At 67.4% G+C, this 26,730-nt stretch carries 30 protein-coding genes; 12 read left to right on the top strand and 18 right to left on the bottom strand.

The features are described from left to right. Positions 1–51 precede the first annotated feature (51 nt). Positions 52–792, top strand: a complete 741-nt coding sequence (locus IBJ06_RS04895) for an energy transducer TonB (RefSeq protein ID WP_292157794.1) — start codon at positions 52–54, stop codon at positions 790–792. A gap of 66 nt (positions 793–858) precedes the next feature. On the opposite strand, the gene IBJ06_RS04890 is transcribed toward IBJ06_RS04895, so the two are convergent. From IBJ06_RS04890 to IBJ06_RS04880, 3 genes are all read right to left on the bottom strand, one after another. Beyond that, a complete protein-coding gene (locus IBJ06_RS04890) occupies positions 859–999 on the bottom strand; it encodes a hypothetical protein (protein ID WP_292157792.1) in 141 nt (46 codons plus the stop codon). A 77-nt stretch (positions 1,000–1,076) separates the two neighbouring features. Next, positions 1,077–2,033, bottom strand: a complete 957-nt coding sequence (locus IBJ06_RS04885; RefSeq protein ID WP_292157790.1) for an FAD-dependent oxidoreductase — start codon at positions 2,031–2,033, stop codon at positions 1,077–1,079. A gap of 48 nt (positions 2,034–2,081) precedes the next feature. Next, on the bottom strand, positions 2,082–3,929 hold the full coding sequence (locus IBJ06_RS04880) for a phosphoenolpyruvate carboxykinase (GTP) (protein WP_292157788.1): 1,848 nt from the start codon (positions 3,927–3,929) through the stop codon (positions 2,082–2,084). Between the two features lie 216 nt (positions 3,930–4,145). Between IBJ06_RS04880 and IBJ06_RS04875 the strand changes: the two genes are divergently transcribed. After that, positions 4,146–4,772: a DUF938 domain-containing protein gene (locus IBJ06_RS04875; protein WP_292157786.1), complete on the top strand. Its 627-nt coding sequence runs from the start codon at positions 4,146–4,148 to the stop codon at positions 4,770–4,772. Positions 4,773–4,780: 8 nt separating this feature from the next. Here the strand turns inward: IBJ06_RS04875 and IBJ06_RS04870 are convergent, their stop codons facing one another. Continuing rightward, positions 4,781–5,227, bottom strand: a complete 447-nt coding sequence (locus tag IBJ06_RS04870) for a hypothetical protein (protein ID WP_292157784.1) — start codon at positions 5,225–5,227, stop codon at positions 4,781–4,783. A gap of 296 nt (positions 5,228–5,523) precedes the next feature. Between IBJ06_RS04870 and IBJ06_RS04865 the strand changes: the two genes are divergently transcribed. After that, complete coding sequence (locus tag IBJ06_RS04865) at positions 5,524–6,300, top strand: pseudouridine synthase (RefSeq protein WP_292157782.1); 777 nt, start codon at positions 5,524–5,526, stop codon at positions 6,298–6,300. On the opposite strand, the gene IBJ06_RS04860 is transcribed toward IBJ06_RS04865, so the two are convergent. Next, positions 6,297–6,821 (bottom strand): dihydrofolate reductase family protein, encoded by a 525-nt coding sequence (locus tag IBJ06_RS04860; protein ID WP_292157780.1) that lies wholly within the window; start codon positions 6,819–6,821, stop codon positions 6,297–6,299. The genes IBJ06_RS04865 and IBJ06_RS04860 overlap by 4 nt on opposite strands. Before the next feature lie 51 nt (positions 6,822–6,872). Then, positions 6,873–7,523: a glutathione S-transferase family protein gene (locus IBJ06_RS04855; protein ID WP_292157778.1), complete on the bottom strand. Its 651-nt coding sequence runs from the start codon at positions 7,521–7,523 to the stop codon at positions 6,873–6,875. Between the two features lie 60 nt (positions 7,524–7,583). Here IBJ06_RS04855 and IBJ06_RS04850 point away from each other — a divergent pair, with 60 nt between their 5' ends. After that, positions 7,584–8,015 (top strand): MarR family winged helix-turn-helix transcriptional regulator, encoded by a 432-nt coding sequence (locus IBJ06_RS04850; protein ID WP_292157776.1) that lies wholly within the window; start codon positions 7,584–7,586, stop codon positions 8,013–8,015. A 41-nt stretch (positions 8,016–8,056) separates the two neighbouring features. Here the strand turns inward: IBJ06_RS04850 and IBJ06_RS04845 are convergent, their stop codons facing one another. Both IBJ06_RS04845 and IBJ06_RS04840 read right to left on the bottom strand, forming a co-directional pair. Next, the gene (locus IBJ06_RS04845; RefSeq protein ID WP_292157773.1) at positions 8,057–8,608 is read right to left on the bottom strand and encodes a hypothetical protein; all 552 of its coding nucleotides are present in this window, start codon (positions 8,606–8,608) and stop codon (positions 8,057–8,059) included. Positions 8,609–8,690: 82 nt separating this feature from the next. Next, the gene (locus tag IBJ06_RS04840; protein ID WP_292157771.1) at positions 8,691–10,379 is read right to left on the bottom strand and encodes a caspase family protein; all 1,689 of its coding nucleotides are present in this window, start codon (positions 10,377–10,379) and stop codon (positions 8,691–8,693) included. 170 nt (positions 10,380–10,549) lie between these two features. Between IBJ06_RS04840 and IBJ06_RS04835 the strand changes: the two genes are divergently transcribed. After that, complete coding sequence (locus tag IBJ06_RS04835; RefSeq protein WP_292157770.1) at positions 10,550–10,855, top strand: CsbD family protein; 306 nt, start codon at positions 10,550–10,552, stop codon at positions 10,853–10,855. Between the two features lie 68 nt (positions 10,856–10,923). Here the strand turns inward: IBJ06_RS04835 and clpA are convergent, their stop codons facing one another. From clpA to phaP, 3 genes are all read right to left on the bottom strand, one after another. Further along, complete coding sequence (gene clpA, locus IBJ06_RS04830; protein ID WP_292157768.1) at positions 10,924–13,239, bottom strand: ATP-dependent Clp protease ATP-binding subunit ClpA; 2,316 nt, start codon at positions 13,237–13,239, stop codon at positions 10,924–10,926. A 15-nt stretch (positions 13,240–13,254) separates the two neighbouring features. Next, positions 13,255–13,584 carry an ATP-dependent Clp protease adapter ClpS gene (gene clpS / locus IBJ06_RS04825; protein WP_292157766.1) on the bottom strand — a complete coding sequence of 110 codons (330 nt, stop codon included), beginning with the start codon at positions 13,582–13,584 and terminating at the stop codon, positions 13,255–13,257. A 186-nt stretch (positions 13,585–13,770) separates the two neighbouring features. Further along, positions 13,771–14,241, bottom strand: coding sequence for a TIGR01841 family phasin (gene phaP, locus IBJ06_RS04820; RefSeq protein ID WP_292157764.1), 471 nt, complete (start codon positions 14,239–14,241; stop codon positions 13,771–13,773). Between the two features lie 1,071 nt (positions 14,242–15,312). On the opposite strand from phaP, the gene IBJ06_RS04815 reads away from it, so the two are divergent. The 3 genes from IBJ06_RS04815 to IBJ06_RS04805 all read left to right on the top strand — a co-directional run bounded on the left by IBJ06_RS04815 (position 15,313) and on the right by IBJ06_RS04805 (position 18,458). After that, positions 15,313–16,407: a hypothetical protein gene (locus IBJ06_RS04815; protein WP_292157762.1), complete on the top strand. Its 1,095-nt coding sequence runs from the start codon at positions 15,313–15,315 to the stop codon at positions 16,405–16,407. Between the two features lie 160 nt (positions 16,408–16,567). Then, a complete protein-coding gene (locus IBJ06_RS04810; protein ID WP_292157760.1) occupies positions 16,568–17,923 on the top strand; it encodes a D-alanyl-D-alanine carboxypeptidase in 1,356 nt (451 codons plus the stop codon). Positions 17,924–17,963: 40 nt separating this feature from the next. Further along, positions 17,964–18,458, top strand: coding sequence for an FKBP-type peptidyl-prolyl cis-trans isomerase (locus IBJ06_RS04805; protein WP_292157758.1), 495 nt, complete (start codon positions 17,964–17,966; stop codon positions 18,456–18,458). Here the strand turns inward: IBJ06_RS04805 and IBJ06_RS13300 are convergent. From IBJ06_RS13300 to IBJ06_RS04790, 3 genes are all read right to left on the bottom strand, one after another. Continuing rightward, a complete protein-coding gene (locus IBJ06_RS13300) occupies positions 18,455–18,721 on the bottom strand; it encodes a hypothetical protein (RefSeq protein WP_365812019.1) in 267 nt (88 codons plus the stop codon). The two genes, IBJ06_RS04805 and IBJ06_RS13300, sit on opposite strands and share 4 nt — an antisense overlap. Further along, positions 18,718–19,545 carry a division plane positioning ATPase MipZ gene (locus tag IBJ06_RS04795; protein WP_292157756.1) on the bottom strand — a complete coding sequence of 276 codons (828 nt, stop codon included), beginning with the start codon at positions 19,543–19,545 and terminating at the stop codon, positions 18,718–18,720. The genes IBJ06_RS13300 and IBJ06_RS04795 overlap by 4 nt, the downstream gene beginning before the upstream one ends. Positions 19,546–19,650: 105 nt before the next feature. Further along, positions 19,651–20,283 (bottom strand): SPOR domain-containing protein, encoded by a 633-nt coding sequence (locus IBJ06_RS04790; RefSeq protein ID WP_292157754.1) that lies wholly within the window; start codon positions 20,281–20,283, stop codon positions 19,651–19,653. A 104-nt stretch (positions 20,284–20,387) separates the two neighbouring features. Here IBJ06_RS04790 and panC point away from each other — a divergent pair, with 104 nt between their 5' ends. Further along, complete coding sequence (gene panC, locus IBJ06_RS04785; protein WP_292157753.1) at positions 20,388–21,248, top strand: pantoate--beta-alanine ligase; 861 nt, start codon at positions 20,388–20,390, stop codon at positions 21,246–21,248. Here panC and IBJ06_RS04780 read toward each other — a convergent pair. The 4 genes from IBJ06_RS04780 to IBJ06_RS04765 form a co-directional block, all read right to left on the bottom strand. Then, the gene (locus IBJ06_RS04780; RefSeq protein WP_292157752.1) at positions 21,245–22,099 is read right to left on the bottom strand and encodes a hypothetical protein; all 855 of its coding nucleotides are present in this window, start codon (positions 22,097–22,099) and stop codon (positions 21,245–21,247) included. The two genes, panC and IBJ06_RS04780, sit on opposite strands and share 4 nt — an antisense overlap. 75 nt (positions 22,100–22,174) lie before the next feature. Next, positions 22,175–22,924 carry a chorismate mutase gene (locus IBJ06_RS04775; RefSeq protein WP_292157751.1) on the bottom strand — a complete coding sequence of 250 codons (750 nt, stop codon included), beginning with the start codon at positions 22,922–22,924 and terminating at the stop codon, positions 22,175–22,177. A gap of 239 nt (positions 22,925–23,163) precedes the next feature. Further along, the gene (locus tag IBJ06_RS04770) at positions 23,164–23,715 is read right to left on the bottom strand and encodes a prephenate dehydratase domain-containing protein (RefSeq protein WP_292157750.1); all 552 of its coding nucleotides are present in this window, start codon (positions 23,713–23,715) and stop codon (positions 23,164–23,166) included. Positions 23,716–23,722: 7 nt separating this feature from the next. Beyond that, the gene (locus IBJ06_RS04765) at positions 23,723–25,096 is read right to left on the bottom strand and encodes a class II 3-deoxy-7-phosphoheptulonate synthase (protein ID WP_292157748.1); all 1,374 of its coding nucleotides are present in this window, start codon (positions 25,094–25,096) and stop codon (positions 23,723–23,725) included. Positions 25,097–25,347: 251 nt separating this feature from the next. Between IBJ06_RS04765 and rpsF the strand changes: the two genes are divergently transcribed. Genes rpsF through rplI form a run of 3 tightly spaced genes read left to right on the top strand, consistent with a single transcriptional unit; the run spans position 25,348 to position 26,595 of the window. Beyond that, positions 25,348–25,722, top strand: a complete 375-nt coding sequence (gene rpsF / locus IBJ06_RS04760) for a 30S ribosomal protein S6 (RefSeq protein ID WP_292158512.1) — start codon at positions 25,348–25,350, stop codon at positions 25,720–25,722. 11 nt (positions 25,723–25,733) lie between these two features. After that, a complete protein-coding gene (gene rpsR / locus IBJ06_RS04755) occupies positions 25,734–26,009 on the top strand; it encodes a 30S ribosomal protein S18 (protein WP_292157747.1) in 276 nt (91 codons plus the stop codon). A 1-nt stretch (position 26,010) separates the two neighbouring features. Further along, a complete protein-coding gene (rplI, locus tag IBJ06_RS04750; protein WP_292157745.1) occupies positions 26,011–26,595 on the top strand; it encodes a 50S ribosomal protein L9 in 585 nt (194 codons plus the stop codon). The last annotated feature ends 135 nt before the right edge of the window (positions 26,596–26,730 follow it).

Raw genomic sequence — 26,730 nt, 5'->3', positions numbered from 1 at the left:
GCCCCCTCACCTCAGGGTGTGCTGTGGGGACGGCATAAGGGAGAGACGTTCATGATGATGACTCACGCCGGTGGCCCCGGTCTGGTCAGCCCCCTCGACTATGGGGAAACGCCGCGCCGGAAACTGACCCCCACCACCCTGACCGCACTGGCGATCGTGCTGGCTGCCCATGTCGGCCTCGGTATCGCCCTCTACCACCAGCGCTTCGAACTACCTGTGAGTGCACCCTCCACGCCCGACTCGACGATCAAGCTCGAGTTCTACCAGCGGCCCCCGCCGCTGCTGGAGGTCGCGCCCGAACCGCCGGCCCCGAACCCTCCGATTCACCGTCCGACCCTGACCGTTCCGGCGACCGAGTCGCTGACCGTCGTCATTCCGGACACGCCCACTCCTGCGACCGGTCCAGCCGTCACCCTGACCCAGCTGATCCCGAACCCGACACCGGCCGGCACCGGGACGACGCCGACCGAGGCCGTGTCGGCGGGGCCCCCCGTCATCACCGACCCGGACTGGGTGCGCAAACCCACGGGCGAGGCCCTGATGCGCGCCTATCCCGAGCGGGCCATACAGGCGAACGTGACCGGTTCGGCCACGCTCAGCTGCACCGTGCGCGTCAACGGCACCCTGACCGACTGTCAGGTGCTAAGCGAAACCCCCGGCGGTTACGGCTTTGGCCGCGCGGCGACCCGGCTGTCGCGCGACTTCCGCATGAGCCCGCGCACCGTGGACGGGCAGGCCGTCGGCGGCGCCCGCGTCACCGTCGGCATCCGCTTCACCCTGCCCGAAGGCTAGCGACACGAAAAAGGGGCCGCCCATTCCAGGCGGCCCCTGATCATCCATCCGATGCCTGTCCGGTGGTCAGGAAAAGATCCCGGCATCCGTCAGGCCGGCGGGCCCTGCCTCGGCGTCTTCCATCTCCAGCCGGGTCAGCGTCGGCGCGGTCCAGGATTGCATGTCCTGAACCTCGGTGTCGATCTCGTGAGTCTGGTCGTGGGTCATGTGCATATCTCCCCATGTCTAATGGCTGGTCTCGTCCCGGGTTCCCTATCATGAAGCAGCCCTCAGGCCAACCGGCGCTATCCCTGAACGGCCTCGACCGTCTTCCGCGCCACCTCCGGCGCCATCAGCCAGCCGTTGCGACGCGGGGCCAGGGCCAGGTGAAAGCGAGGCAGGACCTCACCGGTCAGAGGCAGGCCATCGGCGGTCGCGCCCCTGAGCCCCATCCGCCATTCCACCGGGCCGATCTCCGTCAGACCCAGGGCCTGTCGCGCCCGCTCCAGAAGCGCGTCCTGCAGGGCCGAGGCGTCGGCCAGCAGCCCGCCTGCCTCCATGGTCGCGCCGATCACCGTGCCCTCGCCCAGCGGCACCGCATAGCCGCCGACGAACCGCGCCGGGCGTACGACCAGCCGCCGGGGCGTATACGCCAGTCGCCCGCCGATCGCCTGGACCCCATCCACCGCCCGCCGCACCGCCTCGGGCATTTCGGGAAAGGTCGTCCCGCACGCCAGCACCACTGCCCGCGCAGAAACGCCGGCCCCGTCGGCCAGCGTGAGCAGCCACGCCTCCCCTTGCGCCTGCACCACGGCGACCCGGCCCTCCAACCGTTCGACGCCCCGGCCGAGCGCTCCCAGCGCCGCGACCGGATCGACTCGCCAGTCCTCCGGGGTAAAGGCCCCGGTCTCCGTCCGCTCCGCGGCAAAGCCCAGCCCCGCCAGCCGGGCCATCACCCTGTCCGCGTCGTCGCCGATCCAGTCCGCCCCGTCACGGATCAGCTCGACACCATGGCGGGCGGCAAAGTCCGGCCACAGATCGCGGGCCTGCCGCAGCACGACGGCCCGCCCCACCGGATCGGCCTGCCAGGGGTCCAGCAAGCTCTCCATCGCCGGCGCGATCATGCCGGCCGCCACTGACGAGGCATTGGCGCCGCCCGGGTCGATGACGCACACCTCCCGCCCGTGCGCGCGCGCCTCTGCGGCGACGCTGAGGCCCAGCACGCCCGCGCCGATCACGGCAATGTCGCAAGAGGAGGTCACGCCCGGTGCATCGACCGGGCGCGTCCCGAAATCAAGCGGGGACGTGACCTATTCGGCGGCCATGGCGGCGCTGCGGGCCTCGGACAGCCGCTGCTCCAGCGCCTTCAGCTGATCCCACAGGGCCTTCGGCATGCGATCCTCGAAGGTCTCGAAAAAGGCCGGGATGCGCGAGGCCTCCTCGGTCCAGACCTCGACATCGACATCCAGCAGGGTGGCCAGATCGGTCTCCGACAGGTCCAGCCCGTCCAGATCCAGCGACTCGCGCGTCGGCACCCGGCCGACCGGCGTCTCGACTGCCCCGGCCTCGCCGTTCAGCCGCTCGCTGATCCACTTCAGAACCCGGGCGTTGTCGCCAAAGCCCGGCCAGACGAACTTGCCGTCCGATCCCTTGCGGAACCAGTTGACGAAGTAGAAGCGCGGCAGTTTCGCCGGGTCGCTCTTTCCGCCCATGGCCAGCCAGTGGGCGAAATAGTCCCCCATGTTGTAGCCGCAGAACGGCAGCATGGCGAACGGGTCGCGGCGCAGCTCGCCGACCTTGTTCTCGGCCGCCGCCGTGCCTTCCGACGCCACGGTCGAGCCCAGGAACACCCCGTGCTCCCAGTCGAACGCCTCGGTCACCAGCGGCACGGCCGACGCGCGGCGCCCACCGAACAGGATGGCGTCGATCGGCACGCCCTTGGGGTCTTCCCACTCGGGGGCGATGGTCGGGCACTGGCTGGCCGGGGCGGCAAAGCGGGCATTCGGATGGGCCGCAGGCTCGCCCGAGGCGGGATCGTGCGGCTGGCCCTTCCAGTTGGTCAGACCGGCAGGGGCCTCCTTCGTCAGGCCCTCCCACCACACATCATTGTCGGCCGTCAGCGCCACATTGGTGAAGATGGTGTTGGTGGCCAGCGTCTCCAGCGCATTCTTGTTGGTGTTGCGGCTTGTGCCCGGCGCCACGCCAAAGAAGCCCGCCTCCGGGTTCACCGCATACAGCCGCCCATCATCCCCGAACCGCATCCAGGCGATGTCGTCGCCGACTGTCTCGGCCTTCCAGCCGGGGATCGACGGCTGCAGCATGGCCAGATTGGTCTTCCCGCACGCGGACGGGAAGGCTGCGGCCACATATTTCACCCGGTCCTGCGGATCGGTCAGCTTCAGGATCAGCATGTGCTCGGCCAGCCAGCCTTCGTCGCGGGCCATGACCGAGGCGATCCGCAGCGCATAGCATTTCTTGCCCAGCAGGGCGTTGCCGCCATAGCCCGAGCCATAGGACCAGATTTCCCGCGTCTCGGGGAAGTGCACGATCCATTTGTCGTCATTGCAGGGCCAGGGCACATCGGCCTGACCCTCGGTCAGCGGCGCCCCCAGCGTATGGACGGCCGGCACGAAGGTCCCGTCGTCTCCCAGGGCGTCCAGCGCATCCTTGCCCATGCGGGTCATGATGCCCATCGACACGGCGACATAGCCGCTGTCGGTGATCTCGACGCCCAGCGCGCTGATCTCCGAGCCCAGCGGCCCCATGCAGAACGGCACCACATACATGGTCCGCCCGGCCATGCAGCCGTCGAACAGGCCGTTCAGGCGCGCCCGCATCTCGGTGGGCTCGGCCCAGTTGTTCGTGGGACCCGCGTCCTTCGGATCCGCGGGACAGATGAAGGTCCGGCTTTCGACGCGCGCCACATCGCGCGGGTCCGAGGCGGCATAATAGCTGCCCGGACGCTTGACCGGGTCCAGCGCCCTGAGCGTGCCCTTGTCGATCAGATCGGCGACGATCGCCGCCTTCTCGCTCTCCGAGCCGTCGCACCAGTGCACGCGCGCAGGCTTCGTCAGCCGGGCGATCTCCTCCACCCAGGCCACCAGCTTGGCATGACGGGTCGGGGCCGGGTGCAGCCCGGCAACGGGGGATTGGGCCATTTATGCGCTCCTGAACGTCAGACGGGAGCGCCGATCTTCGCCGGACTGCCCCCAGTGAGCGCGACGATCACGCTCTGTTACACGCTCAAAACACCGTCTGGACGCAAGGTCAACTGCTGCAAGTTTTGACCGCCCATGCCACACAACGCGCCCGGTCCGGGCACGCCGCATGGCTGTAACCGGTTACTTCGGGCACGGATGTGATGGAGATTTTTTTTGACGAACGGCAACGCTGCACACGATCCGGCCCTGTTAACCCCGGCTGGCGAACGAAACCTACCGCATATCCTCAAGTTCCTCGTCCCGCACCTTCCCGAGACCGGACGGCTGCTGGAAGTCGCGACCGGCACCGGCGGCCACGGCCTGGCCCTCGCCCGGGCCCATCCGGGCCTGAGCGTCCTGCCCACCGACTTCAGTGACGATGCGGTACGGGCTCTCGCGGGCTGGCGGGCCGCCCATGGCCCCGACAACTTCCTGCCCCCCGTCCGGCTGGACGCCGCTGACGCCGCGACCTGGCCGGACGGCCCGTTCGATGTCGTGTTGTGCATCAACATGATCCACATCAGCCCCTGGTCTGCGACCGTGGGTCTGATGAAGCTGGCGGGCGAGCGGCTGGTCCGGCCGGGTGGCCTGCTGGCCCTTTATGGCCCCTATTTCGAGGCCGACTTCGAAACCGCGGCCAGCAATCTGGCCTTCCATGAAAGCCTGAGGGCGCGCGACCCGGCGTGGGGTCTGCGCGCCCTCGAAGACGTCGTGTCAGAGGCCCGGTCGAACGGATTGAGACTGACGCGTCGCGCCGCCCTGCCCGCCAACAACCTCGGCCTCCTCTTCCGTACGCTCTGAACGCCCCTTCAGCCGATACGGGCAGTCGCCGCCGACAGGGCATCCCGGTCGGCCAGCATGGTCACGACGTCGCCATCGGTCACCACGGCCGGCGCATCCACATAGTCAGACGGATTTGCTCCGACCGCGCGGGTCGCATGCACCACGCCTTCGCCAAAGGCGATGACCGGCACGCCCCGGCTCCGGGCCGTGTCGATCAGCGCGCGCACCGCCTTGTCGCCCGCCTCGTCAGAATGGCCGCCCGGCACCACCAGCGCCTTCAGGTCACCGCTTTCCAGATCACGGGCCCTGGCCGTGGGCAGGACCGTCACGCCGTTGATGTGCAGGCTGGCATCACCGGTCGAGATCGGCGCGATCGACAGGCCACCGGCCTGGATCATCGGTTCGACATCGCCGAGCGGCCCGAAATTCATGTCACGGCGCATGGCCAGGCCGATGCGGGCCCGTGTCGGCACGCGCTGGAAACGATTACGATGAGCAGGCTTTCTGATGGTTTGAGCTTTCAAAACACATCCTTCTGTTATGGGCACGCATATTCCACGAAATCAGCGAGAAATCTGGACAGCGGCTCACTGCAGAAAACACAGCTTCATTTTCCGTAATCTGGGATCACGGGCCGCCACGCGTGCACGGTTCAATTGATGGGTTTTGATATAGGGCGCTTGTACTCAAAGTCAACGCGCGGTTAGGGCTTCAGTCCTGTATGCCCAGGTCGCTGGCGGCACGTCCTGCGACAGGATAAACCCGCCCCATGTCGCTAAGCCGCACCTATAAGGGCACCGAGCCCGTCCGCCTGAACAAGTTCATGGGCCAGTCCGGCCTGTCCTCGCGGCGCGAGGCCGACGCCCTGATCGCAGAGGGCCTCGTCTCGCTGGACGGCGAAACCGTGCGGGACGCGGGACGCAAGATCCTGCCCGGCCAGACCCTGACCCTCGCCCGTGCGGCACAGGACAAGCTGGCCGAAGCCGTGACGATCCTGCTGCACAAGCCCATGGGCTATGTCTCGGGCCAGCCCGAGCCCGGCAAGATTCCGGCCGCCCGCCTGCTGACGGCGGCAGCGCAACTGGATGACGGCCCCCTGCCCTCCTCGCGCGACAGCCTGCCTCCGATCGGGCGGCTGGACGAGGATTCCCGCGGCCTGCTGATCCTGTCGACCGACGGGGTGGTGGCCAAGGCCGTCATCGGTCCCGACGCCGACCTGCCCAAGACCTATCAGGTCTGGGTACGCGGCACGCTGACGGACTCCAAGATCGCCCGCCTACGCTTCGGCCTGTCGCTGGACGGCCGCGCCCTGAAGCGCGCCGAGGTCAAGCAGCTGGGGCCCCTCTGCCTGCGCTTCGTCCTGCGCGAGGGCCGCAACCGCCAGATCCGCCGCATGTGCGAAATGCTGGACCTGCGCGTCATGGACCTGTGGCGCACCCACATCGGCCCCCTCAGCCTCGACGGCCTGCCCGAAGGCCGCTGGCGTCACCTGACTGCCGCCGAGCGCGCGGCCCTCACGGGATCTGGCGCCGCAGGTGCCGCTTAGGCCGGGACGTAGGTCAGCTCGATCGCCTCCCCGCCGATCCGGCGGTGCATGACAAGGCGCAGCGGCGGCCGGGGCCCGACGAACAGCGGATCGCCTCCGCCCAGCACGACGGGGTGAACGCAGAGGCGATACTCATCGATCAGCCCGGTCAGACTGTGCGCCAGCACCGGCCCGCCGACATAGAGGTCGCCCTCCCGCTCCTGCTTCAGGCGGCCCACCACGCCCTCCACATCGTCGGCGACAAGCGTCGCATTGGGCCCCACCGACGTCAGGGTACGCGACACGACCCATTTGGGTTCGGCGCGCCACGCCGCCGCAAACTCATGCAGATCCGGCGTCCACTCGGGATCATCCTGTTCCCAGTAGCGCATGATCTCATACAGGCGCCGGCCATAGATGCTGCCGGCCGAGGTACGGACCTGTTCGATGAAATGCCGAAACAGGACCTCATCGGGTCCGAACTTCTCGTGATCGACATAGCCGTCCAGCGAGACATTCATTCCATAGACAAGACGGGCCATCCCGCACCCCCCACAAACTGACGCGTGTCCCCGGACGGGCCTGCGACCGGCTCAGGCCGGGGCGTGTTCCCGGAACGGCTTCATCTGATCCGCCAGCGCCCGCTGGAACGCCGGCCGCGCCTCGGCCCGGGCGACATAGGCGGCCAGCGCCGGATAATCCGCGACGATATCGGTGTGCCGCAGCGCCCGCAGGACATGGGTCATCAGGATGTCGGCCGCACTGAAGCGGCCTTCGACCAGCCACGGGCGGTCCCCCAGCGCCGTCTGGAGGGCAGAGAGACGCTGACGCACCCGGGCCTCAACCTGCGGGCGTCGCTCCCTGGTCCAGGCCTCGTCGGCGTGGAACAGATCGATCCCGGACAGTTCGGAGACCGACGGCTCGACGCTGTTCAGAGCCGCGAACATCCAGGTCATGACCATGGCGCGGTCGGCGGGGTCGGCGGGCATCAGCTGATCGGACGACTGGGCGATCCACAGGACGATGGCGCCGCTCTCGAACATTTCGACCGTGCCATCCCGATAGGCGGGCACCTGACCAAAGGGTTGCCAGGCGCGATACTCCGGCGTTGCCGTGTCCTCGAAGCCCAGCAGCCGATCTTCATAGGCCAGCCCCGTCTCCTCCAGCGCCCAGCGCACGCGCAGGTCCCTGACCAGCCCCTCCGCGAAAGGGGGCACCCATTTGAAGGCGGTGACGGTCGGCATGCTCTCTCTCCCTTTGACTTATACGTTGATATCAAGCTAATTGAGCGTATGTCAAACCCGATGCCCTATCAGGCCACGCTCCATGTCCGGGACCACTGCCTGTGCCTTCATGCCCAGCGAGCGGCGCGGGTGCTGGCCCGGCGATTCGACGTGGCGCTCGCCCCGGTGGGCCTGACCAGTGGTCAGTTCAGCCTGCTGAACGGTCTGAACCGACCCGAGCCCCCCACTATCGGTGCGGTGGCCCAGCTGCTGGCCATGGACCGATCGACCGTCACCGCCAACCTCAAGCCGCTTGAGCGCAAGGGTCTTGTGGTAACCACCCCCGACGCCCGGGATCGCCGCAGCCGCCGGGCCTCCCTGACCGATGCGGGCCGCACCATCCTCGCCGAGGCCCTGCCGATCTGGACGCAGGAACACGGTCGCCTCGATGCCGGGCTCACCGACGTCTCCGCGCTCCGCTCAGGTCTGAACGAAGTCACCGCCACCGCCTGACCCCGGCATTGCCTTTTCCGGGTCAGGCGAACTTCAGAACGCTATGAAGGCGCTGGTGCCATGGCGATGGCATCGGCGCAGGTCATCGTGTCGGGGGCGTTGTGGACGAACCGCACATATTGCACGCGGTCGGCCGAGTCATAGACCACCACCGCCGAGTAATCCCGGGCCGGTTCATACTTGAGAACCTTGGCCAGCACCTCTGTCGCGATTCCCATGTATCCCCGCGCTACGCCCTCTGTGCTGCACCAGTGCGTTTTCCGGCCCGCCACCGCAGGAACATTGACCCACGGAGCCAAGCGATGCGAACCGACATTCAGGTCCCCGCCCACCAGGACCTCGAGGGCCTCATTCACAACAACGGCTCCAGGAGACAAAGACGCGACGGTCGCGACCTTCGGATCCGGCATGGCGACAGTCACGATGGCCGTGTTGCCCTTGAGCGTGGAATGCAGGGCCTTGTCGAAATCGAGTGTGTCGCTGAAGCTCACAGCGGTGACGTTTGTGATTGGCAGGCAACAGAACTCGTTAGGAACGCAGGAGGTGACAGCGATACCGCTCGCCAGCACCGCAAGTCCGGCAAAAATTCTCATAGCGATCTCCTTGGATTTGAAGCGGGCGTATTGCCCCTCAAGACTCTCTCCGCGGTGCCATGGGTCGGGAAAGCCGCCATGACTATCGGTCGTTCAGATACGCTTCGTACTCACACGCATACGGGTAACCCAGCGCGCAGCCTCGCCTCAGCGCGGTGCGTGCCAGGCTCAGATTGGCGATACCGCCCCGGCCTTCGGCATACATTCGGCCCAGATTGCCGCAGGCCGGCCCGAAATCGGCGTCACACGCCCGTCGATATAGATAGAGCGCCCGCGGCAGGTCCCGCTCCACACCCAGCCCGGCGTCATAGTGGAACGCCAGGCCGCTACAGGCGGCAACATCATTGCCGTCGCACGCCCGCCGCAAGGTAGACGCGGCACGCCGGTCGTCGTGCGGCACCCCGCGAGCGTTGGCATAGGCAAAGCCCAGGTTTGCACAGCCCGGTGCAGACCCGCCCTGGCAGGCCTGATCATAGAGCCGCGCGGCCCGGGTATCGTCGCGGGGTACCGCGCGGCCCTCGGCGTACATGAACCCCAGACTGGAGCAGCCTTCTGCGCTGCCCCCGTCGCACGCCGACTGGTAAAGCGCGACGGCGCGAACATCGTCCGGCGCCACGCCCACCCCGTCCCGATACATATAGCCCAGGCTGTTGCAGCCCAAGGCCGAGCCCCCGCTGCACGCCGTTTCGAACAGGGCGAAGGCGCGCTCCACGTCCCGTGCGACCCCGCGTCCGTAGAGATGCAGAATCCCCAGATTCCGGCAGGCGACGAACACGTCCCCATCGCACGCCCGCTCAAACAATATGGCGGCCCTTGCATGGTCCTGCGGCACTCCCCGCCCCGCTTCATGGATGGCGCCCAGATCGTTGCAGGCGGCAGCGTTACCCGCCTCACACGCCTCACGCTTGCGGGCGCTGTCCTGCGTCTCCCCGGGCAACAGAGTGGCCGGGGCCGGCGCAAGCGCCGCCGTCAGATAGAGCGGCGCGGTCAGATAGCTGGCAACCATCGGGTTCTGCCGTCCCCCCGACGCCAGACGCACATCACGCCTTACCAGCATGAAGATGTCGTCCACCCGGTCGACGGAGCCATCCAGCCGCGGAAGCAGCGCGGCCGCAAACCGGCTGTTGGCCCCCGCCCTTCCATCTGCCGCTTCCTCACCGATATCAGCAGAATACGCGACCAGTAGCCCGGTGGCCGCCCGGCCGTTCGGCATGGCAAGGCCCGTGGAGGTCCCTCCCGTCTGACGACTCGGCAGCCGCAGATTGCGGCAGGCATCGATCACCACCACGCCAGTGACCTGGGCCTCATGCAATCGACCTAGCAAGGCGGTCAGCTTCACCGCCTGCTCCGGCAAATCCTCCCGGTACCGCAGGGCCCTGTCATCCTTGGGAATCAGATAGGTCTCCGCTTGGGCCCCGTCGCCGAAATAGCTGCCGTGACCCGCGAAATAGACGAAGACCATGTCTCCGGGGCGCAGCCGCCTCGCCAGGGCGTCGACCTGGTCCAGCAATTCCGCCCGGGTCAGGTCAATCTGGGCACCGCCGCCGACGAGCGTATATCCCAGCTTGCCCAGCCGGTCGGCGACATCCCGCGCATCCCGCACCGGGTTGTAGAGATCGTTACCGCTCTCATAGTCGTTAATGCCGATGATCAGGGCGTAGCGGTCCTGCGCCTGCGCCGGTCCCCACACAGCCACGAGGGCGACAATCAGACCCAACAGGGCGATGAAGCCCCTGCCCTTTCGAACGGCTGCCGGCAGCGGCAAGTCCATGGCCTCCCCAACCCACGTTCCCCGAACGACTAGACATCAGATGGGCCAGAGCCTGTCAACAACCCTGAGTCTGCCCCAGCGCTGCGATGTCGCAGGCCAGCGACGGAACTCTGCTGCGCCGCACGCGCTTGATGGCTAACGCCCCACCCCCATCCCATCAGGAGAACTTCATGACCGATCAACGTATCGAAGGCGCCGCTGAGCAGGCTATCGGCAAGACGCGCACCGGGCTCGGCCGACTGACCGGCGATCGCAAGCTGGAGCTCGACGGCCGCCTCACCGAATACAAGGGCAAGGCCCGCGACGCCTATGGCCGGGTCATCGACGGCCTTGACGGCCTCGTCGCCCGCGCCCCCGCCGACTATCAAGACACGGCCCGCAAGGGTCTGGACTTCGCTCGCCGCAAGCCGCTGCTGACCACCGGTATCGTCGCCGGTCTGGCCGTGGTGCTGGGTGCGCTCGGCCGCCGTCGCTAAACGCATCCCCTGACAGAGCAAGGGCCCGGAGATCGCTCTCCGGGCCCTTTTCGTGGGTCACATCACAGTCAGTCGGCAGCGGCGTCTTCGTCGGCTTCTGCGGCCTGCTTCGCCGCCGCCTCGGTGCCCGAGATGTCGAAGACGATCTTGCCGTCCTTCAGCGCCACCTTGACGTGCCCGCCCCGGGTCAGGCGTCCGAACAGGATGTCGTCGGCCAGCGGCTTCTTGATGTGCTCCTGGATCACCCGGCCCAGAGGCCGCGCGCCATACAGTTCATCAAAGCCGTTCTTGGCCAGCCAGTCGGTCGCCTCATCGGTCAGCTCAAGCGTGATGTTGCGATCGCCCAGCTGGGCTTCCAGCTGCAGGATGAACTTCGTCACCACCTGGCGGATGGTGTCCGCCCCCAGCGCCTTGAAGGTGATGATCGCATCCAGCCGGTTGCGGAACTCGGGCGTGAACAGGCGCTGGATGGCCTTGTCGTCCTCGCCCTCGACCTTGCCCCGGCCAAAGCCGATCGCCGCCCGCGCATTGTCGGCCGCCCCGGCGTTGGTGGTCATGATCAGCACCACATTGCGGAAGTCGACCTTCTTGCCCAGGGCATCGGTCAGCATGCCGTTGTCCATCACCTGCAGCAGGATGTTGTAGACGTCCGGGTGGGCCTTCTCGATCTCGTCCAGCAGCACCACGGCATGCGGATGCTGATCGACGGCATCGCTCAGCAGCCCGCCCTGGTCATGCCCGACATAGCCGGGGGGCGCCCCGATCAGACGGCTGACGGTGTGCCGCTCCATATATTCCGACATGTCGAAGCGCAGCATCTCGATGCCGAGCGTCGCGGCCAGTTGCTTGGCCACCTCGGTCTTGCCGACGCCCGTCGGACCGCTGAACAGGAAGCTGCCGATCGGCTTGTTCGCCTCGCGCAGACCGGCCCGCGCCAGCTTCATGGCCGAGGACACCTGGTCGATAGCCTGCTCCTGGCCATAGACCACCCGCTCCAGATCGCCCTTCAGCTCCTTCAGGCTCTCGGTGTCGGACTTGGAGACCGACTTCGGCGGAATGCGCGCCATCCGGGCGATGACGGCCTCGACCTCCTTCTGGCCGATGGTCTTCTTGCGCCGAGACTCGGGCAGCAGCATCTGGCTGGCGCCGGCCTCGTCGATCACATCGATCGCCTTGTCGGGCAGTTTCCGGTCCGACATGTAGCGCGCCGACAGCTCCACCGCCGTGCGGATCGCCGCCTCGGTGTAGCGCAGCTTGTGGTGGCTTTCGTAATACGACTTCAGACCGCGCAGGATCTTGACCGTGTCCTCGACCGTCGGCTCATGCACATCGATCTTCTGGAAGCGGCGGGCCAGGGCCCGGTCCTTCTCGAAATGCTGCCGGTATTCCTTGTAGGTGGTCGAGCCCATGCAGCGCAGCGTGCCCGACGCCAGCGCCGGCTTCAGCAGGTTCGAGGCATCCATGGCCCCGCCCGAAGTCGCCCCTGCGCCGATCACCGTATGGATCTCGTCGATGAACAGGATGGCATTGTCGTGGGTCTCGAGTTCCTTGACGACCTGTTTCAGCCGCTCCTCGAAGTCCCCGCGATAGCGCGTCCCCGCCAGCAGCGAGCCCATGTCCAGCGAGAAGATGGTCGCGTCCTTCAGGACGTCCGGCACCTCGCCGTCGACGATCTTCTTTGCCAGACCCTCGGCGATGGCGGTCTTGCCGACGCCCGGATCCCCCACCAGCAGCGGATTGTTCTTGGTCCGCCGGCACAGGATCTGGATCGAGCGCTCGACCTCGCTCTGGCGGCCGATCAGCGGATCGACCTTGCCCTGGCGCGACTTCTCGTTGAGGTCGACGCAATAGGCCTCCAGCGCCTCATCGCCCGACTTGGCCGCCGCCGCGTCCTCGGCATCCTCGGGCGAGGTCGCCTTGGCGGGTCGGGTCTCCGACGCCCCCGCCCGCTTGGCGATGCCGTGCGCGATATAGTTGACCGCGTCATAGCGGGTCATGTCCTGCTCTTGCAGGAAGTAGGCCGCGTGGCTCTCACGCTCGCTGAAAATGGCGACCAGCACATTGGCGCCCGACACCTCCTCGCGGCCCGAGGACTGCACGTGGATGACCGCGCGCTGGATCACGCGCTGGAAGCCCGCGGTCGGCTTGGCGTCGTCGCCGTCGGCCGTGGTCAGGGCCGCCAGGTCGTTGTCGACATACAGCGTCAGCGCCACCTTCAGCGCCGCCAGATCGACGTTGCAGGCACCCATGACGACCGAGGCATCCGGGTCGTCGATCAGGGCCAGCAGCAGGTGCTCAAGGGTCGCATACTCGTGGCGGCGATCGTTGGCATAGGCCACCGCGCGGTGCAGCGTCTCTTCGAGAGGACGGGAAAATGAAGGCATGGGCGAAGGCTCCTCTCAGTCCTTTTCCATCGTACATTGCAGGGGGTGCTGGTGCCGCCGGGCCGTCTCGACCACCTGGGCGACCTTGGTCTCGGCCACCTCATAGGTGAACACCCCGCACACCCCCACACCGTTCTGGTGCACGAGCAGCATGATGCGAGTCGCGTCCTCGCGGCTCTTTCCGAAGAAGCGTTCCAGCACATAGACGACGAATTCCATCGGCGTGTAGTCGTCGTTCAAAATCAGAACGCGATACAGCGACGGTTTTTTCAGCTTGGGGCGGGTCTCGGTGACGACAGCGGTCCCGCGACCCCCACCCGTCTCATCAGGCCGGTTCTGGGGCATTCGACGTCCGGTTCGGGGAAGAACTGATCATGTAGGTCATCATGTCCCGAATTGAAGCGGCGTCCAGTCACAGGTCCTTGTGAAATCTGACGGACCCGGTCGCCCTCCCGCGAAAACGGGGCCCGAACGCAAACAGGCCCCGGCGTTTCCACCGGGGCCCGTCCATGATCAGTCAGGAAACTCGGCTTAGCGAGCGGCCTGGAACTTCTCGACCGAGGCGGTGACGCGCTCGTTGATCGGCTTGAAGCTGTCCTTGACCGAGGCGGTCAGGACTTCGGCGGCCTTGTTCATTTCGGCCACATACAGCTCGATGGCCGACTTGGTGAAGCTGGTCTGCAGCTCGATCATTTCCTGGACCGAGCGGGCCTGGGCCAGCGACTGGGCGGCGGCGATGCCGTCTTCCCACGACTTGCGCGAATAGGCGGCGGCCTGCTTGGTCAGGGCCTCGGTGCCCTTCTGGGCAGCGGCGGCCGACTCGACCACGGCGTCGAGGTTCTTCTTGGCCTGGACGCTCAGCTCGCTCATCGAGGCCAGCGACTTGTCCATGCCTTCGCGGACGGCTTGCGCGCCGGCGGCCTGGATCTTTTCAGCCTGGGCCTGGGCCTTGGCGGTGGCGGTCTCGACGGTCTTCTTGGTGGTCTCGGCGGTGTCAGCCATGGTCACATCTCCTGGTTCGGTGGCGGCCTGCGCCGCTCTGAAAGGTCCACCCCACGCGAATTCCCGGGGCGTTGATGTGCCATATGGTGCAAGTGCGAAGGGAATGCAAGGGATTTTTGTGCACCGCACCATTTTGGGGAGCGTCCCGACACCGGAAGCCCGCTAGCGACCTATTGCGGACGTTAGCTGGAGCGCTTCAGCCGACTGGCAAGCTCAAAAGCTTCACTGAGCAACCGCTCTAGTCGACCGTTCTCCTCAACCAAAGGAACGCCGTTGCGATGTAGCGATAGATCGTTGATCGACCCCATTCCACCGTAGAGCTGAAGAAAGCGCTCAACACCGTAGCCGTCGGATCGTTCGACTATATCGGCGCAACGGGAGACCTGATTTGCCCAACGAACTGCACCTCCAGCACGCAAGACGTCCTCAATCTCCCGCATTAACCCAGCAAGGTGCGACACCTCGGGGTGAAGGCCAGCCGATTTTCGCCGCAACCATCGGAACATTGCACCCCCCATCCCAGACAGTGACTGTAGATGTGGCGACGTCCCCTTTCCACCCATCGCGGAAATTCGCAGAGTCCCCACTGGCCACTCCGCCGAGCCTCTGACATCGGACCCCGCACCACCCCGCCGTGACCGCCGTGCCTTCGCTGTGTCCGCTGTGATGAACCTCATTCTTAAGTCCCCTCTCCGTTGGGAGAGGGGGTTGGGGGTGAGGGGCTAACCGTCTCCTTCGGCGTGAGCCGTCGCACCGGCCCTGCCACGGCTGTCGCCGACAGACACCAACGACCCTCATCCGGCGCTCACGCGCCACCTTCTCCCATCGGGAGAAGGAACAATGAGGGTGGGTCAAACTCCACCCCCGTCGTGTTCTTCGTGCCTTCTTTGTGGTCTTTGTGATGAACCTCTTGCTTGAGGCGGGTGGATGTCGGGTTCAGGGCAGCAGATAGGATAGCCGCCGCCCGATTCCCCAACCCTTTCAACACCCCCACCGTTTCCCGGACCGTTCTCCCCGCCCTACCTCCCCGCCCCCGCACACTGGCCGGTTGAGACATACGGAGAGAACGCCATGGACCCAAACCACACCGAAGACGGCTACTGGCCCAACGACTGGCCCGGCCACGATCCCGACTACGACCCCGACCGCGCCAGCATCGACGACGAATGCGCCGGCATCTTCGCCGAGCGCGAGCCCCGATCCCGCGCATCCGGTCGCTCCGGCCATCACCGCGCCTCGGACGCCACCTGGGCCCGCGCCCGGGCCGACTATCTGGCGGGCGAGTCGGCCTCGGTCGTCTGCGACCGCTACGGCATGCGGGTCTCGACGCTCCGCAACCGCGCCGCCGAGGAAGGCTGGCGTCGTCAGGATCAGCCCGCCCCCGAACCCGTCGACCTCGAGGCCGAGCTTGAGGCGGGCCTGCCCGACTATGCCGACATGGCCAACCACGCGCTCATCCGCCTGAACCGCGTCATCCTGAAGGGCCACGCCACCGAAGCCGGCCGCTGGATGCGCCTGCACCGCACCCTGCTGGACATGGCCCGGAAGCCGGTATTCCTCCCCCCACGGGGGAGGGGGACCGCAGCGCAAAGCGCTGGGGTGGAGGGGGTAGTACCGCAGGCGAAACCCAATCCCCTCATGGACGCCCTCGAAGCCCAGGTCGCCGAAATCCAGGCGATGGCGCGATCGCTGGCCAGGGCGAATTCAGACGGTTCAGACGGTTCAGACGGTAAATTGCGGGAGGACGCAGCGTCTCCTCCCCACCTCGGGTGGGGAGGGGGACCACGAAGTGGTGGAGGGGATCTTCACCCCGCGCACAGCCCTCAGCCCTCGGCCCAGAACCCCTCCGTCACGGCGCAAGATGCGCCGCGCCACCTCCCCATTGCTCCGCAACAGGGAGGAGACCATTCAGACCCTTCAGACAGCAAATTCTCATCACCTCCCCATCTTGATGGGGAGGGGGACCGCATAGCGGTGGAGGGGGCGGCGGTGCCCTGTCCGAAAATGTCGCTGGCCGCGCCCGCCGTCATGAGCCACGGAAGCGCCGCCCCCTCCGTCACGCCGACTGCGCCGTCGCGCCACCTCCCCGCAAACGGAGAGGAGATGAGGGAGGCCGTTTCAGACCCTTCAGACCCTTCAGACGGTATTTCCCCACCGGCCAGCTGACGCACCCCGCCCCCATCACAAGTCGTTGACCGCGTCTTAACCCCCGTGAAACCCGCTATCTTCATGATAGGGTAAGCTCGTTCCGCCTGTGCGGCCCTTCCGGCGTGTTGGAGGGTCGCGTGTATCCGCAGGTCTTGATCCAGTAAGGCAGAAACCGCCCATGACCCTTCTTTTCCGGCGTACGGTCGTTCTTCTCCTGTCCCTGTCGCTGCTGACGGTCGGCCCCTTGCCGGGCGCGTTCACGCCCGCCGCCGAAAGTCGCGAGAACCTGCGCTATGCCGCCATTGTGGTCGATGCCCAGACGGGTGAGGTCATGTTCGCGCGCCACGCCGACAGCCGCCGCTATCCGGCCTCCATCACCAAGGTCATGACCCTCTATCTGGTGTTCGAGGCGATCACCGAGGGCCGCATTCAGCTCAGCGACGTGATCCGGGTCTCGCCGCGCGCCGCCTCCCAGCCGCCGTCCAAACTGGGCCTCGCCGCCGGTCAGACCATCACCGTCGCCGACGCCATCCAGGCCACGGCCCTGCGCTCGGCCAATGACATGGCCACCGCTCTCGCCGAGCACGTCGCCGGGTCCGAGGCCCGCTTCGCCGCCATGATGACGCTCAAGGCCGAGGCGCTCGGCATGTCCGACAGCCGCTTCGTCAACGCCAACGGCCTGCCCGACAGCCGCCAGATCACCACCGCCCGCGACATCACCATCCTGTCGCGCGCCGTCATGCGCGACTATCCGCAGTACTACCGCTTCTTCGGTGTCTCCAGCTGGACCTATCAGGGCCGCGACTATCGCAACACCAACGGCCTGCTCAGCGCCGGTGGGGGCTATGACGGCATCAAGACCGGCTACATCAATGCCTCGGGCTACAACCTTGCCGCCTCGGCCGTGCGCGACGGCCGCCGCCTGATCACCGTCGTGCTGGGCGGACGGTCCAGCGCCACCCGCAACGCCCATGTCGCCGAGTTGATGGACACCGGCTTCGAGATCGCCGCCAAGCGCGCGCGCGGTGAGCGGATCGAGGTCGCCCAGCTCTATTTCGAGCAAAAGGGCTATGGCATCGGCCCCGAGGTCGCGCCGCCGGTGGTCTATGCCTCCGCCGCGCCCCAGCCCTATGCGCCGTCGTCGCAGACCGCTTCGCCCCCGGCCGCCCTCGCCCAGGCCATGGGCGACCGCGACCCCGAGGTCATCCTCACCTCGGGCCCCGCCGTCGTGCCGTCGAGCACCACCTCGCGCCTGAACAGCGACACGCCCGCGCGCCGCCCCGCCCCCGCCCCCGCTGCGGGCGGCTGGTCCGTGCAGGTCGGGGCCTTCCGCGACCGCACCGTGGCCAACGACTGGCTGACCGAGGTCAACCGCCGCTTCCGCTCGACATTCCAGGGCAGCGGACGGTCGGTCGAGGAGGCCTCCGGCTGGTACCGCTCGCGCTTCACCGGCTTTACCGAGGAACAGGCCCGCGCGGCCTGCGAGACCCTGTCAACGCGCAATGTTACCTGCATGGTCGTGCGTCCCAACTGATGCCGCTTGTGTCGGCGCGCCGGGCTGATAGCGTCACCGCATGAAGCTTCACCGTCTCGCCCTGATCCCGCTCGCGGCCCTGGCCCTCACCGCCTGTGCCACGGCCGCGCCCGCCCCTGACGTCGTCCCCAGCCAGGCGGGGTGGGAGGCCGGGCAGGCCGCCTATCTGGACTGGAACGGCAACCGGCGCGGCTGGACCATCACCGACAGCGGGCTGCAGTTCCGCCGCGTCGGCCGCGCCAACCCGGACGGCCGCCAGCCTGCGGCCACCGACACCGTCCGCGTCCACTACCGCGGCACCTTCATCGACGGGCGCGAGTTCGACAGCTCGTACAGCCGCAACGAACCGGCCGAGTTCCCGCTCAACCGCGTCATCAGGGGCTGGACCGAGGGCGTGGCCCTGATGCGCGAGGGCGAGACATATGAGTTCGTCATACCGGCCGACCTCGCCTACGGCGACCGTTGGGTCGGCGGCGGCGAGATCCCGCCCAACTCGGTGCTGCTGTTCACCGTCGAGCTGCTGGCGGTTCTCTAGCGGCGCTTCAGCAGGGTCTCGCGGGCGGCGTTCAGCTGGGCCGCCAGCCCTTCGGTCCCGCCCTGGTCCGGGTGCGCCCGCGCCATCAGCCGACGCCAGGCGGCGTTGACCTCGGCGGCCGTGGCGTCCGGTCCCAGACCCAGCAGGGACCGCGCCTGCTCGACGGGCATGGCCCCCTGCCGCCGGGTTGCATCGGCCCTCCGCCCCAGCAGGACCAGGGCCCAGAAGGCCACCCCCACCGCCAGGACCGCCAGCAGGATCATTCCGTCACGTCAAAGGCCGCCTCGGCCCCCTCCAGCCCCAGCGCCATCATCAGCGAGCGCATCTCCTGCCGCGCCGCGACATGGGCCAGCGACACCGCCACCGGCCGGATCTCGTTCGACAGGTCGGCCACCGTCAGGCCGAAGGGGAACAGCTCGCGGTAGATGACCCGGTCCCGCAGACCCGGTCCGATGCGAAAGCCGATCCGCTTCGACAGCTTCTTCATGCGGTCGGACAGGCGCTCGCGGTTCCGCGCCGCCGCCACCGCCAGGCGGTTGGTGACCACGATCCAGTCGATGGGCGTGCCGCCCGCGATCGCCCGGTTCTTCCGCGCCTCCCACACGCTCTCGGAGTAGATCGACGGCCGGATCAGGTCCAGGCTGACCGGGTCCACCTGGCCCAGAAGGTCAAAGTCCACGAAGCTGTCGTTCATCGGCGTGACGATCTGGTCGGCAAGGCCATGCGCTCGGCGCGAAAGGACCGTGTCCCCGCCCGGCGTGTCGATCAGCACCACATCGGCCATGCGGCGGGCCTCGGCAAAGGCCTGTTCGAAGCGGGCCAGCTGTTCCTCTTCGCCGGCCCTGGCCAGCGCCTTGCCCTCCCCCAGATCGGGCTCGACCGGCAGGGGCAACTTCTGCCCGTTGGCCAGCATCCAGGCCTTGCGGTTGTCGAAGAAGCGCGCCATCGACCGCTGCCGCAGATCCAGGTCCAGCAGGGCCACGCTCCGCCCCGAGTACAGCAGGCCGACGGCGATGTGGATCGCCAGGGTGGACTTGCCGGCCCCCCCTTTCTCGTTCCCGACGACAATGACTTTCGGCTGGTTCATGCGCACTCTGCCCTGTCCCGCGACTCATGCGGGGCCCGGGCGCAAAATCGGGGGCCGGCCCGTCGGGGTCAACGGCTCATCGGCGGGCGGATGCGGTTCCCGGCCTCACGTGCCTCTTTGGCACCAAGGGTCCTGGATGCGCGCGGCGGCACAGACGGCGGCGGCACCGGATGCCGGCACAGCCACCTTCAGCCGGACCAACGACCGGCCGTCGACCGTCACAGGCTCGAAGCGCGGCGTCAGACCGGCAAGAGCCTCTGGGGCAGATGCGCGGATACGGGCCCAGGCCGTGCGGGCCGAAGCCTCACTGCCAAAGGCGCCCAGCTGGACCAGGGAGGCTTCGCCCGCATCCCTGTGGGTCGAAACCGGACGGGCGCGCAACTGCGGCACCGAGGCGGAGACGCGCTTCCCGACGGTATCGACGGTGGCCTCTGCGATGACCGGAGCCGCCGCCTGGATCAGGCCTTCCATGGCACCGTCCCGGGCTTCCCACAGGTCGTGCGGATCCATGACCTCGACGCGGACGGCGTCGGCACGGGCGTCTCTCAGGCCCATGTCGCGGGTCTTCATCGGCGTCTGCAGCCGGGACTGGCCGGGCCGGTCGAGGGTGACCGGGATGGCGGCGACCCGCTCGGCCATCTGCTCGAACCGGTGCGGATCATGCTCGACCCAGCCACAGCCAGTCAGGCTGAGGGCCAGGCCTGCCGCTAGGGCTCGCAGGACGCGGTGCTTCTGCACTGGACGAAGGACTTCTGCGGACGTCATAAGGCCACCCTACCCAGCCTCTGTTGCAGCCCCGTGCACAAGTAGGCTTAAGCGAGAAGGTAAATCCGGTCTCAACCATGGACTCAGCCGCCCCGCCCCTGCTCCGTGCCGCGTCCCCCGCCGACCTGCGTCGCGTCGTTGCCGGCTGGCGCGCAGCCGGCGAGACGGTGGCTTTCGTCCCGACCATGGGCGCCCTGCACGCGGGCCATCTGCGGCTGGTCGAGCAGGGGCGCAGGGAGGCACGTCGGGTGGTCGCCAGCGTCTTCGTCAACCCGACCCAGTTCGCGGCGCACGAGGACCTCGACACCTACCCGCGGACGCTGGAGCGCGACGCCGGGCTGCTGGCCGGGGCCGGTTGCGACCTGCTGTACGCTCCGACCGCCAGGGTCATGTATCCACAGGGGTTTGCCACCCGCATCGCCATGGATGGACCGGCGCTCGGGCTGGAGACCGACCACCGCCCGCACTTCTTTGGCGGGGTCGCCATCGTCGTCGCCAAACTGTTGAATCAGGTCCAGGCCGACGTCGCCCTGTTTGGCGAAAAGGACTATCAGCAGCTGCGGGTCATCGCCCGACTGGCGGCGGATCTCGACATCCCGACGCGCATCGTCGGCGTGCCGACCGAGCGGGACGGGCATGGCCTGGCCCTGTCGTCTCGCAATGCCTACCTCAGCGAGGCCGAACTCGACATCGCCCGTCGTCTGAATGGGCGACTGGCCGCCGCCGCCGCGCGTATCCGCGACGGGGACCCGATCGACATCGTGGAGCACGAGACCGCTGCATCGCTGCTCAGCGACGGCTTTGCCCGCGTGGACTACGTCGCCGTGCGCGACGCGGACACGCTCGAGCCGCTCGCGACCGCCCGCGACCGAGCCATGCGTATTCTCGCCGCCGCCTGGCTGGGGCGCACCCGCCTGATCGACAATATGGCGGTCTAGTCGAACCGACCGCGCCCGGTCTCGTGATAGTTCCGCCACCAGCTCTCGTCGCGAGACCGCTGCGCCGCCGACTGGTTTCCGCCGCCCGTGGATCCGATGCCGGAAAAGGGCAGGGTCCAGACCTCATAGTCCGCCGTGCGAACACGCTCGGGCTCGGCGCAGACATGCGGATTCAGCTCGCAGAAGGCCATCGCCCAACGATCATCGACAAAGGCCTGACTGGCGGCGCGGCCGGCCGGGTCCGTGCCGAAATCCGGGATCGAGGGATCGTCGATGACCGAGATGTGCCCGTTCACATACAGGAACTCATAGGCCGCCCGGCCCTCCTCGATGTAGATCATCCGACCGCGCGACCCGTCATAGGCCTTGAGCAGGGTGCGCGTCCGCCCCCGGCGAACCGGATGCGGTTGCCGCAGGGCAATCACCCGGTAGGCCGGAGTGAAACTCTGGGCACCCTCGAGGAGGACCTCCATCAGGCCGTCGATGTTCGGCAGAATGGCGAACTGCGGCGTCCACGGCGTATCCAGTTGCGGCTTCATCACCGTGATCCGGCACGCCGGTTCAGGCTGGCCGCGGCTGTTGGGACTGTAGTCGGCGGAAAGCGTCACGACCCGTCCGCTGACATCCCGGTAGAAATAGGCCGTTCGGGCACCCGGCATCTGGCTGAACCCGGACTGTCGGGCGAGGGCAAAGACGTCGGCCCCGTCTTCCCCCTCCCAGCAGACATTGAACGCCGTCAGCACGACGCTTTCGACCGTCGTCCCACCCCCCTGTGCTGCTGCCAATCCCGGAAGCGCTGCCAGGATCAAGCCGCCAATGACGGCTGCCAGTCGTCCAACAAATCTCACCATTTCGTCAGCTCCCCTCGGTTCGGCCGGTATGATCCGACGACGGCAGGTCCGAGGAAACCAACCAAACGTGACGGCTCAGCCTATCGCGCCGACGCAGCCTTCCGGACCGCCGGGAGCAACGGACGCCGAGGTCAGCGCCAGGGTCCAGCCGTGGTGGGTGTCCAGTCCGCGACGCCCCGCGCCCGAGCCGTCACCGGCGTCACCCCCGGCGGTCACCAGCACCCGGTCTCCGCGCGGCAGGGCCGAGGGATCGATCCGCCCGATGGCCAGCGAGGTCGGGATGTCCTTGCCGAAGCCCTCGAAGACGCTGAGGGCCGCCCATTCGCGGCGCAGGCCCATCCACCACGGGTCACCGGCATTGATGGCCAGTACGGCGACCCCCCTGCCCTCTGCAGCAAAGGCCAGGGCGGCCTGCGGATCGCGCTCGGTCTTCAGTTCGGCGGCGCGACCGAACCGCAGGCGCGCCGCATCGAACGCCCGCGCCGGCTCGACCGGGGCCCAGACGCGGACCGACAGCTGGCCCTGACGCGCCAGACCATGGCCGACGACCTCGCGCCACAGGGCCTCGACGGCTGCCCGGGTGTCGGGTCGGGCGCTCTGGAGGACATGGGCCAGCACCGCCTGCTCCCGATCGGGGCGCAGCTTCACATAGCCGCCGGTCGGGGCGTCCTTGGCCTTGCCGACACGGTCCGCCAGGGCCAGGCGCTTCTGGAACAGGGCCACCATCCGGGCATCGATCTCGTCGATCTCGTGGCGCAGGGCGGCCAGGGTCATCTGTTCGGCATCGGCCGGAGGTTCGGGGGATTTCACAAGGGTCAGGGGCATCTTCAGAACTTTCGAAAAGGGAGGATCGGGGGAGGCCGAAGTCCGCCGCTCCGGTCGGAGCGGTCGCCGGTGAGGGGTCAGGAAGCCAGTCCCGACGCCTCAGCCGGCGTATCGAAAGCCGTAGAAATAGACGCCACAGGCATAGCGGGCCGACGCCGCGAAAGCGCGGGCGTCAAAAGCGGCAGTCAGGGCACGCTTGCAGGCCATGCATCGCTGATGCCCGCATAAATCATGCGTCGTCAAGCGCCCTCTCGCCCCAGAAGGACAAACCGCGTGCGGTTATCGGCGGAATCCTGCATGTCGTTGCGCAGAATCGACAGGCCGTAGATCTCGGCTGCGCCGGCGGGCGCAAGCGCCGCGCGTGCCGGATCTTCCGCTTCGGCGACCGCACGGGCGGCCCCGGCTGTGTCATAAGCCTCGACGGGCTTGAGGTTCAGCGCTGCCATTGTGCCCACGCATTGGCCCAGGGCCGCCGGGTGGCTTTCCACCGTCCGCACATCAGACAGGCGGCTGCCCGGCGGGCCCATCAGCGCCAGCCGGATCGGTCGCCAGACCTCGGCCAGAACATCGAGCCCCGACGCCTCGACCAGCCGCCTTGCCGGCTGAACGTCGCCGATCCGGGAATTCTCGACCGGGATCAGGGCGCAGTCGCACCGCCCCTCGTGGACCGACTGGATCGCGGCCTGAAAGGTGTCGTGGCCGATTGCCTCATCCCACGGGCGCAGCACGGCGCAGGCCTCGTGGCTGAAGGAGCCCGGCGCACCCTGATAGGCGACGCATCCCCGGGCCATGGCGGTCTCAGGCCGCTGCAGAGCGGGACTGCCGCCCGGATTTCAGTCGCTCCGCAACCAGGAAGGCCAGTTCCAGAGCCTGGTCAGCGTTCAGGCGCGGGTCGCAATGGGTGTGATAGCGGCTGGAAAGATCGTCCTCGGTCAGCATCTGGGCCCCGCCCAGGCATTCGGTGACGTTCTGGCCCGTCATTTCCAGATGCACCCCGCCCGGGTGCACACCCTCAGCTTCGGCGACATCGATGAAGGTCCGGACCTCGCTGAGGATGCGCTCGAAAGGCCGGGTCTTGTACCCGTTGCCGGCCTTGAGGGTGTTGCCATGCATGGGATCGATCGACCAGACGACCCGGCGGCCCGCAGCCTTGATCTCGCGCATCAGCCTGGGCAGGCGCTCGCCCACCTTGTCCGCCCCGAACCGCCCGATCAGCGTCATCCGGCCGGGGATGTTGTCGGGGTTCAGGATGTCCAGCAGGCGCAGCAGATCCTCCGCCTCCATGGTCGGGCCGCACTTGAGGCCGATCGGATTCCTGATACCCCGCGCGAACTCGACATGGGCCCCGTCAGGCTGGCGCGTGCGCTCCCCGATCCAGACCATATGGGCCGAGGTGTCGAACCATTCGCCGCTGGCTCCGTCCAGTCGCGTCAGCGCGCTTTCAAGGTTCAGCAGCAGGGCCTCGTGGCTGGTGAAGACCTCGACGCGGGACAGGTCCGGATGGGTTTCCGGCGTCACCCCGACCGCCTCCATAAAGGCCAGGGCCTCGCCGATCTTGTCGGCCAGTTCACGATAACGGGCCCCATAGGAGTTGTCGGCGGCGAACCCCAGCGTCCAGCGATGGATGTTGTAGAGGTCGGCATAGCCGCCGCCGGCAAAGGCGCGCAGCAGGTTCAGCGTCGAGGCCGACTGGTGATAGGCCTTCAGCAGCCGCTGGGGGTCGGGTACCCGCTCTGCGGCGGTAAAGCCCATGCCGTTGATGATGTCGCCGCGATAGCTGGGCAGTTCGAGCCCATCGATCATCTCGACCGAGGACGAGCGCGGCTTGGCGAACTGACCCGCGATACGGCCCACCTTCACCACGGGCTTGCGGCCCGCGAAGGTCAGCACGACCGCCATCTGCAGGATCAAACGGAAGGTGTCGCGGATGTTGTCGGTCGAGAACTCCTTGAAGCTCTCGGCGCAGTCGCCGCCCTGCAGCAGAAAGGCATTGCCCGCCTCGACCTGGGCCAGCCGTTCGGTCAGGCGCCGCGCCTCGCCCGCGAAGACCAGCGGCGGCAGCGCGCGCAGTTCGTCCTCCACCGCGGCCAGGGCGCCCGCGTCGGGATAGTCCGTCGGCATCTGCACGACGGGTTTCTCTCTCCAGCTATCGGGGGTCCAGCGGCGGGTCATAAGGCCAAGATAGGCCCTTGATCCTTCCCGAACAATAAAGCGTTGTGTCCATCGCGTCGCAGGCTTGCCCCGCGGCCGGACAGCCCTTGCCGTGCGCCCTGAAATCCCCTATACGCCGCCGCTTTCCAGGGCCTCGGTCCCGGTGCGGAATGTCAAAGGGTCCGGGAATGCCTTCCGGCCGCCGCTTCGGGAACCATCGTGGAGCCGACTCACCCGGTCCCTCCATGCCGAGCCCCACAAGGGAGATGACGATGGCTCTTTACGAGCACACGGTCATGTCGCGCCAGGACATCAGCGCGCAACAGGCCGAAGCCCTCAATGAAACGATCAAGGGTCTGGTCGAGCAAGGCGGCGGTGCCGTCGCCAAGATCGAATACTGGGGCCTGCGCAACCTGACCTATCGGGTCAAGAAGAACCGCAAGGCGCATTATTCGCTGCTCGCCATCGACGCCCCTCCCGCCGCCATGGCCGAGGTCGAGCGTCAGCTGTCGATCAATGAAGACGTTCTGCGCTGGCTGACCGTCCGCGTCGAGGAACTCGACCTGGAACTGTCGCCCCTGCTGGCCCGTCGCGAACGCGAGCGTGAACGCTCGACCCGCGACGAGTCCTCCAACGCTTCGGAATAAGGACCGGCCCCATGACCGATACCCAATCCCCCAAGCCGGGCGCCCCCGTCGGTGACGGCCCCGCCCGTCGCCCTTTCCATCGTCGCCGCAAGGTCTGCCCGTTCTCGGGCGAGAATGCGCCGAAGATCGACTACAAGGACGTCAAGCTGCTGCAACGCTACATCTCGGAGCGCGGCAAGATCGTTCCCTCGCGCATCACCGCGGTGTCGCAAAAGAAACAACGCGAGCTGGCCAAGGCCATCAAACGCGCGCGTTATCTGGCCCTCCTGCCGTATGTGGTGAAGTAAGATGAAGGTCGTTCTGCTTGAACGCGTCGAAAACCTCGGCGCCATCGGCGACGTCGTCACTGTCAAGGACGGTTTCGCCCGCAACTTCCTTCTGCCGCGCGACAAGGCCCGCCGGGCCACCGCCGCCAACCTGAAGGCTTTCGAAGTCGAACGCGCCGCCATCGAGGCCCGTAACGACAAGAACAAGGCCGAGGCCCAGAAGATCGCCGACAAGATCGACGGCCAGACCTACGTCATGATCCGTCAGGCCGGTGAAACCGGTCAGCTGTACGGTTCGGTCGCCGGTCGCGACGTCGCCGAGGCCATCCAGGCCGAAGGTGGCAAGGTCGAGCGCTCGCAGGTCGTGCTGCACTTCCCGATCAAGACGCTGGGCGTCCATGAAGTGCAGGTCCGCCTGCACGCCGAGGTCTCGGCCACCGTCAAGATGAACGTCGCGCGTTCGGCCGATGAAGCCGAGCGTCAGGCGCGCGGTGAGGACGTCATCCGCTCGCAGTTCGATGATGAGCGTCAGGCCGCCGAACAGGCCGCCCAGGACCTCATCGAGGGCGGCGCAGGCCAGCAGGAAGGCCTCGGCGAAGAGGCCTGATCGCCTCCACCCGAACGGACTGCCGATGAATGAGGGGGATGCGCCAGCCGGTGCATCCCCTTTTTCATGGTCGAATTCCATCCGTCCACAAGGCGGACGGACTATCGACAGCTTTCCGACCGCGTCTGACGCAGG

It is taken from the genome of Brevundimonas sp., from assembly GCF_016742135.1.
GTDB lineage: Bacteria > Pseudomonadota > Alphaproteobacteria > Caulobacterales > Caulobacteraceae > Brevundimonas.
The sequence above is the reverse complement of the archived record's forward strand: the minus strand, read 5'-3'. Positions and strand labels throughout refer to the sequence as shown.

Excerpts from the sequence above, each read along its gene's own strand:
- IBJ06_RS04895 (WP_292157794.1), top strand. The coding sequence starts at position 52 with ATGATGATGACTCACGCCGGTGGCCCCGGTCTGGTCAGCCCCCTCGAC.
- IBJ06_RS04890 (WP_292157792.1), bottom strand. The coding sequence starts at position 999 with ATGACCCACGACCAGACTCACGAGATCGACACCGAGGTTCAGGACATG.
- IBJ06_RS04880 (WP_292157788.1), bottom strand. The coding sequence starts at position 3,929 with ATGGCCCAATCCCCCGTTGCCGGGCTGCACCCGGCCCCGACCCGTCAT.
- IBJ06_RS04865 (WP_292157782.1), top strand. The coding sequence starts at position 5,524 with ATGTCGCTAAGCCGCACCTATAAGGGCACCGAGCCCGTCCGCCTGAAC.
- IBJ06_RS04860 (WP_292157780.1), bottom strand. The coding sequence starts at position 6,821 with ATGGCCCGTCTTGTCTATGGAATGAATGTCTCGCTGGACGGCTATGTC.
- IBJ06_RS04855 (WP_292157778.1), bottom strand. The coding sequence starts at position 7,523 with ATGCCGACCGTCACCGCCTTCAAATGGGTGCCCCCTTTCGCGGAGGGG.
- IBJ06_RS04850 (WP_292157776.1), top strand. The coding sequence starts at position 7,584 with ATGCCCTATCAGGCCACGCTCCATGTCCGGGACCACTGCCTGTGCCTT.
- IBJ06_RS04845 (WP_292157773.1), bottom strand. The coding sequence starts at position 8,608 with ATGAGAATTTTTGCCGGACTTGCGGTGCTGGCGAGCGGTATCGCTGTC.
- IBJ06_RS04840 (WP_292157771.1), bottom strand. The coding sequence starts at position 10,379 with ATGGACTTGCCGCTGCCGGCAGCCGTTCGAAAGGGCAGGGGCTTCATC.
- IBJ06_RS04835 (WP_292157770.1), top strand. The coding sequence starts at position 10,550 with ATGACCGATCAACGTATCGAAGGCGCCGCTGAGCAGGCTATCGGCAAG.
- clpA (WP_292157768.1), bottom strand. The coding sequence starts at position 13,239 with ATGCCTTCATTTTCCCGTCCTCTCGAAGAGACGCTGCACCGCGCGGTG.
- clpS (WP_292157766.1), bottom strand. The coding sequence starts at position 13,584 with ATGCCCCAGAACCGGCCTGATGAGACGGGTGGGGGTCGCGGGACCGCT.
- phaP (WP_292157764.1), bottom strand. The coding sequence starts at position 14,241 with ATGGCTGACACCGCCGAGACCACCAAGAAGACCGTCGAGACCGCCACC.
- IBJ06_RS04815 (WP_292157762.1), top strand. The coding sequence starts at position 15,313 with ATGGACCCAAACCACACCGAAGACGGCTACTGGCCCAACGACTGGCCC.
- IBJ06_RS04810 (WP_292157760.1), top strand. The coding sequence starts at position 16,568 with ATGACCCTTCTTTTCCGGCGTACGGTCGTTCTTCTCCTGTCCCTGTCG.
- IBJ06_RS04805 (WP_292157758.1), top strand. The coding sequence starts at position 17,964 with ATGAAGCTTCACCGTCTCGCCCTGATCCCGCTCGCGGCCCTGGCCCTC.
- IBJ06_RS13300 (WP_365812019.1), bottom strand. The coding sequence starts at position 18,721 with ATGATCCTGCTGGCGGTCCTGGCGGTGGGGGTGGCCTTCTGGGCCCTG.
- IBJ06_RS04795 (WP_292157756.1), bottom strand. The coding sequence starts at position 19,545 with ATGAACCAGCCGAAAGTCATTGTCGTCGGGAACGAGAAAGGGGGGGCC.
- panC (WP_292157753.1), top strand. The coding sequence starts at position 20,388 with ATGGACTCAGCCGCCCCGCCCCTGCTCCGTGCCGCGTCCCCCGCCGAC.
- IBJ06_RS04780 (WP_292157752.1), bottom strand. The coding sequence starts at position 22,099 with ATGGTGAGATTTGTTGGACGACTGGCAGCCGTCATTGGCGGCTTGATC.
- IBJ06_RS04775 (WP_292157751.1), bottom strand. The coding sequence starts at position 22,924 with ATGCCCCTGACCCTTGTGAAATCCCCCGAACCTCCGGCCGATGCCGAA.
- IBJ06_RS04770 (WP_292157750.1), bottom strand. The coding sequence starts at position 23,715 with ATGGCCCGGGGATGCGTCGCCTATCAGGGTGCGCCGGGCTCCTTCAGC.
- IBJ06_RS04765 (WP_292157748.1), bottom strand. The coding sequence starts at position 25,096 with ATGACCCGCCGCTGGACCCCCGATAGCTGGAGAGAGAAACCCGTCGTG.
- rpsF (WP_292158512.1), top strand. The coding sequence starts at position 25,348 with ATGGCTCTTTACGAGCACACGGTCATGTCGCGCCAGGACATCAGCGCG.
- rpsR (WP_292157747.1), top strand. The coding sequence starts at position 25,734 with ATGACCGATACCCAATCCCCCAAGCCGGGCGCCCCCGTCGGTGACGGC.
- rplI (WP_292157745.1), top strand. The coding sequence starts at position 26,011 with ATGAAGGTCGTTCTGCTTGAACGCGTCGAAAACCTCGGCGCCATCGGC.